The sequence below is a fragment of the Ectobacillus panaciterrae DSM 19096 genome (assembly GCF_000430785.1).
GTDB lineage: Bacteria > Bacillota > Bacilli > Bacillales > Bacillaceae_G > Ectobacillus > Ectobacillus panaciterrae.
Genome location: NZ_AUMR01000060.1, coordinates 22,524 through 26,326 on the forward strand (window position 1 = coordinate 22,524; position 3,803 = coordinate 26,326).

At 40.8% G+C, this 3,803-nt stretch carries 2 protein-coding genes and 2 pseudogenes; 2 read left to right on the forward strand and 2 right to left on the reverse strand.

All coding sequences use genetic code 11. The features are described 5' to 3' along the window. Nucleotides 1–578: pseudogene (ystJ, locus tag H540_RS29820) on the reverse strand (NADP-dependent malic enzyme); the annotation flags it as partial. Between the two features lie 100 nt (nt 579–678). Next, nucleotides 679–2,022, reverse strand: a complete 1,344-nt coding sequence (locus H540_RS0115040) for a 2-hydroxycarboxylate transporter family protein (protein ID WP_028401367.1) — start codon at nt 2,020–2,022, stop codon at nt 679–681. Nucleotides 2,023–2,262: 240 nt separating this feature from the next. On the opposite strand from H540_RS0115040, the gene H540_RS0115045 reads away from it, so the two are divergent. Further along, a complete protein-coding gene (locus H540_RS0115045) occupies nt 2,263–3,324 on the forward strand; it encodes a DUF3900 domain-containing protein (RefSeq protein ID WP_028401368.1) in 1,062 nt (353 codons plus the stop codon). Nucleotides 3,325–3,627: 303 nt separating this feature from the next. Next, nucleotides 3,628–3,803, forward strand: a pseudogene (locus H540_RS34660) (transposase); the annotation flags it as partial.

The following is a 3,803-nucleotide window of genomic DNA, read 5'->3' on the forward strand; positions in this document are numbered from 1 at the left end:
GCACCGTTTGCCACGACACGAATATCTTCTATTTTTTTGTTCGCCAGTTTAAGAGCGTTGATTAACCCGGCAGCAGTCACAATCGCCGTACCGTGTTGGTCATCATGGAAAATAGGGATATCACAAACTTTTCGTAAGCGATCTTCAATTTCAAAGCATTGCGGTGCTGCGATGTCTTCTAAGTTCACTCCGCCAAAAGTCGGCTCTAATAATTTAACAACTTCCACAATTTTATCCGGGTCAGTTGTATCTAAGCAAATAGGGAATGCATCCACATCAGCAAACGATTTGAAAAGCAACGCTTTTCCTTCCATGACCGGCATAGCGGCTTTCGGACCGATATTTCCAAGACCGAGTACAGCTGTTCCGTCTGAAACAACGGCAACGAGATTTCCCTTCATTGTGTAATCATACACTTTGCTTTCGTCCTCGTGAATGTCCAAGCAAGGCTCTGCAACGCCTGGTGAATAAGCAAGACTTAAATCTTTTGCATCACGTACGGGAACCTTAGAATGGACACCAAGCTTTCCTTGATTTTCTTTATGCATCTTTAATGCTTCTTCGCGTAAAGTTGACATACAATATCTCTCCCTTTATAGATGATGTTTGCTTTTGCTTTCTTTGCAGCTTGCGAGATTATGCATTCCGCATCAATGCAAGTGCTCTTTAACAGCGTTTTTAACTTAATAATTTCATTAACAATGTTGCTAATATAACAGTGGAAGCGCCGCCAAGTCTTGTTGCAACTTGCGCAAACGGCATTAATGACATCCGGTTGGAAGCTGATAAAATGGCTACATCGCCTGTTCCGCCTAAACCGCTGTGACAGCCTGTTACAATCGCTGCATCAACAGGATACATTTTCATAAACTTCCCAACTAAATACCCGGTTCCTACCATCGTAACAACAACTACAGAACAAACAACAACATAAGCTGGAGTTACAATTTTCACTACATCTTTTAATGGAATATAGAGAATACCTAAACCGACCATGAGAGGCCATGTTAAACTTGTTGAAACAAATTTATATAAATGATAAGCGCCTTGTTCCATTTTTGCAGGCATCACTTTCAAACACTTGACCAGTGTTGCAGCCACAATCATGAGTACAGGACCAGGAATGCCAAGAAATTTATGTGCTAGGTTACCAAAAATGAAGAAACCGCAGGCAATTAATAATCCGGCACCCATTAGTGAAAAATCAATAGGTTTATTAATATTCGTTTCTTTTGTAATCTTGTCGCCGCCTTTTGCTTTCACTAGTACACCATTTCCAGTAAGTTCCGGTTTTTTCTCCCCTAAGCGTTTCATTAAACCGGCACAAATAATCGCTACGATATTTCCGATAACAGCTGCCGGTATCATTTGAGATACAAATGTTTCAGCTGATTTACCTAAAATTTGAGAGTATCCTAGGGAAAGCGGTAAGATTCCCTCTCCAATTCCTCCACCAATAATTGGTACGACAATATAGAAAAATGTATGTTTCATCTCATATCCAAACAATGATCCAACTAAAACTCCCGCCACGACGGAAGCAAGCGTTCCTACTACGAGAGGAACAAACATACGCGTAAATCCTTGTAATAATGCTTTACGGTTCATACCAAGAATACTACCTGCAACTAAACAAGAAATATAAAGATAAAGGAAATTAGATGTTTTCATCAAGGTTGTGACCGCTCCCATTGCAGCCGGATTAATCAACTTATAAAATACCATAATAGACGGGACTAAGAGCGCTAAAATCGCCGGACCTCCAATATCTTTCAATATAGGAATTTTCAATCCGATATCCCCAAGTAAAATTCCCATGACCATGATGACGGCAAAACCACCAATCATATCAGCTGGAAGCTGCTTATATATAGATGCACTATAAATAATCAGTGCTAATGCTACATAAAGAGGTAAAGGAATAACTCCTACTTTCAACTCTTTAAGTTTTGATAAAAAGCTTTGATTTTCTGCTTGCTCCTCTATAGTAGGAAGCGTTTGCAACTTTTTTGCTGGTTCCATGTTATGACCTCCTGTCCTCTTATTATCTTAATTTTATTGATTTTCAAAAAACTTCATAGGTTATGTGACTTTTGTAAGAGTTTTTGTAATTTAAAAAAGCAAGCAGCCGAATGGCTGCTTACAAATATTCTAAAAAAGGTACGTAATCAGTATGAAAGAAATACCTTCTGGAACCATTGACGAATCCTTTTCCTCTTCTCTATACTGAGAAAAGCTGAAAAAATAGAATCAGGTGATAAAATGGATTTTCAAATTAACTTCCTATCTTTCTATGTCGTGCACGTAGAAGGAAAAGGAGAACAAACAACCAAGTACTACAAGCATTTTCAAACATTGGACGAAACAGAATACGAAGAAAGCGCGCTAAAGGACTTCTTGGACGGCGAGCTGACGAAAATTGTCAAACGCAAAGTCGAGCGTCATCCGAAGGGCGAACAGGCCCCAACGAAAATCGGTTATTTTATTACAGAAGAAGGTCACGGCTTGGATTCCAACCCTAACTTCAACGTATTCCAGCGTGTCCGCTTCTCCGAAACAAAAGAAGCGTTTCAAGCGGCCAACGAAGTCCTCGCTTCTTCCTATGTAGATACAAGCGCAGTGCGAGGCGGCGTACTTATTATCGCAAATGCAAAGCTGAGAAAATACTTCGACGCACCGTTCGTCTTTGTCATGAAATGCGACTTCGAGCCAAAAGTCGCTTCCATTTCAGATGAAGCCACGCTCATTCGCAACGTCGAAATGGCCATCACTACAAAAAACATGAAGTCGATTCAATATCCGTACATGCCGGAAGAAGGCATGATTGAAGAACGGGAACTGAAAATTCACCAGTCTTCCCATGCCCGCTACTTCGAAGACTTTTTGAAATTCGTGCAGTATGAACAGTCCATGCCGGAGATTGTAAAGAACCAAGTAATGACGATGGTATATGACCGCATTGAAGAAGTGTTCGAGGAAGAAAGCGAAGAACGGCAGCAGTTCGAGGAAGCGATGGAGATTTGGTCCGCCAGCCCAAAGCGTGAGATGATGGAGCATTTCTCTACCGAGGAAGTCATGGAAGCTGCTGCTCAGATTGTGGAGCATGCCCCCGAAGTTGAATTGAAGCTGAAGGCGGACCATATTTCCGTAAAAGGACTTCTGGCGGATTTTGGGGAGCAGATTCATATCGCGAAGGTGAATGACAAGTATGTGCTGATGATTGAGGCGGATACGCTTACGTTTGAAAAAGGATTTTCTCCGATTGAGTTTTTGAAGCCGGATGAGTTGGAGAAAGTGATGGAGCGGATTGGGAGGAAAGTGTGAGGTAAAAGAATTTTAAGGATTGTCAGTGGCTAAAAGTGTTGGTGTAACTGGGGTTTTGAGCATTTTTGTGACCACATTTGTGACCACGGAAACGACAGTATCAAGAGGATTTGTGACCAAAAATGTGACCACGGTTGTGACCACAAAAAAATAAAAAAATTGAGATCTTATGGCTTGTATCTTAAGGTTTCCATTTAATTAAGTTATCCTTTAAACCACTGCTCTAGCAAAAAGAGGAGTGGTTTTTCTATAGGTAAGGTCGATACAAAGCGTAACGTTGAAACACGCTGCTCCGCTCACTAAGAGTTAGTTCCACAAGACCACTTTTTACGTGCCGTGGAAGCAACGATTGACTTTGATTTTATAGAGGAAAAGTTACGTCCTTACTATTGTAAAGACAATGGTAGACCTTCGATTCATCCCATTACTCTTTTTAAAATGATGTTTGTCGGCTATTTTTACGGCATTCGTTCAGAACG

Coding starts and splice junctions, on each gene's coding strand:
- H540_RS0115045 (WP_028401368.1), top strand. CDS start 2,263: ATGGATTTTCAAATTAACTTCCTATCTTTCTATGTCGTGCACGTAGAA.
- H540_RS0115040 (WP_028401367.1), bottom strand. CDS start 2,022: ATGGAACCAGCAAAAAAGTTGCAAACGCTTCCTACTATAGAGGAGCAA.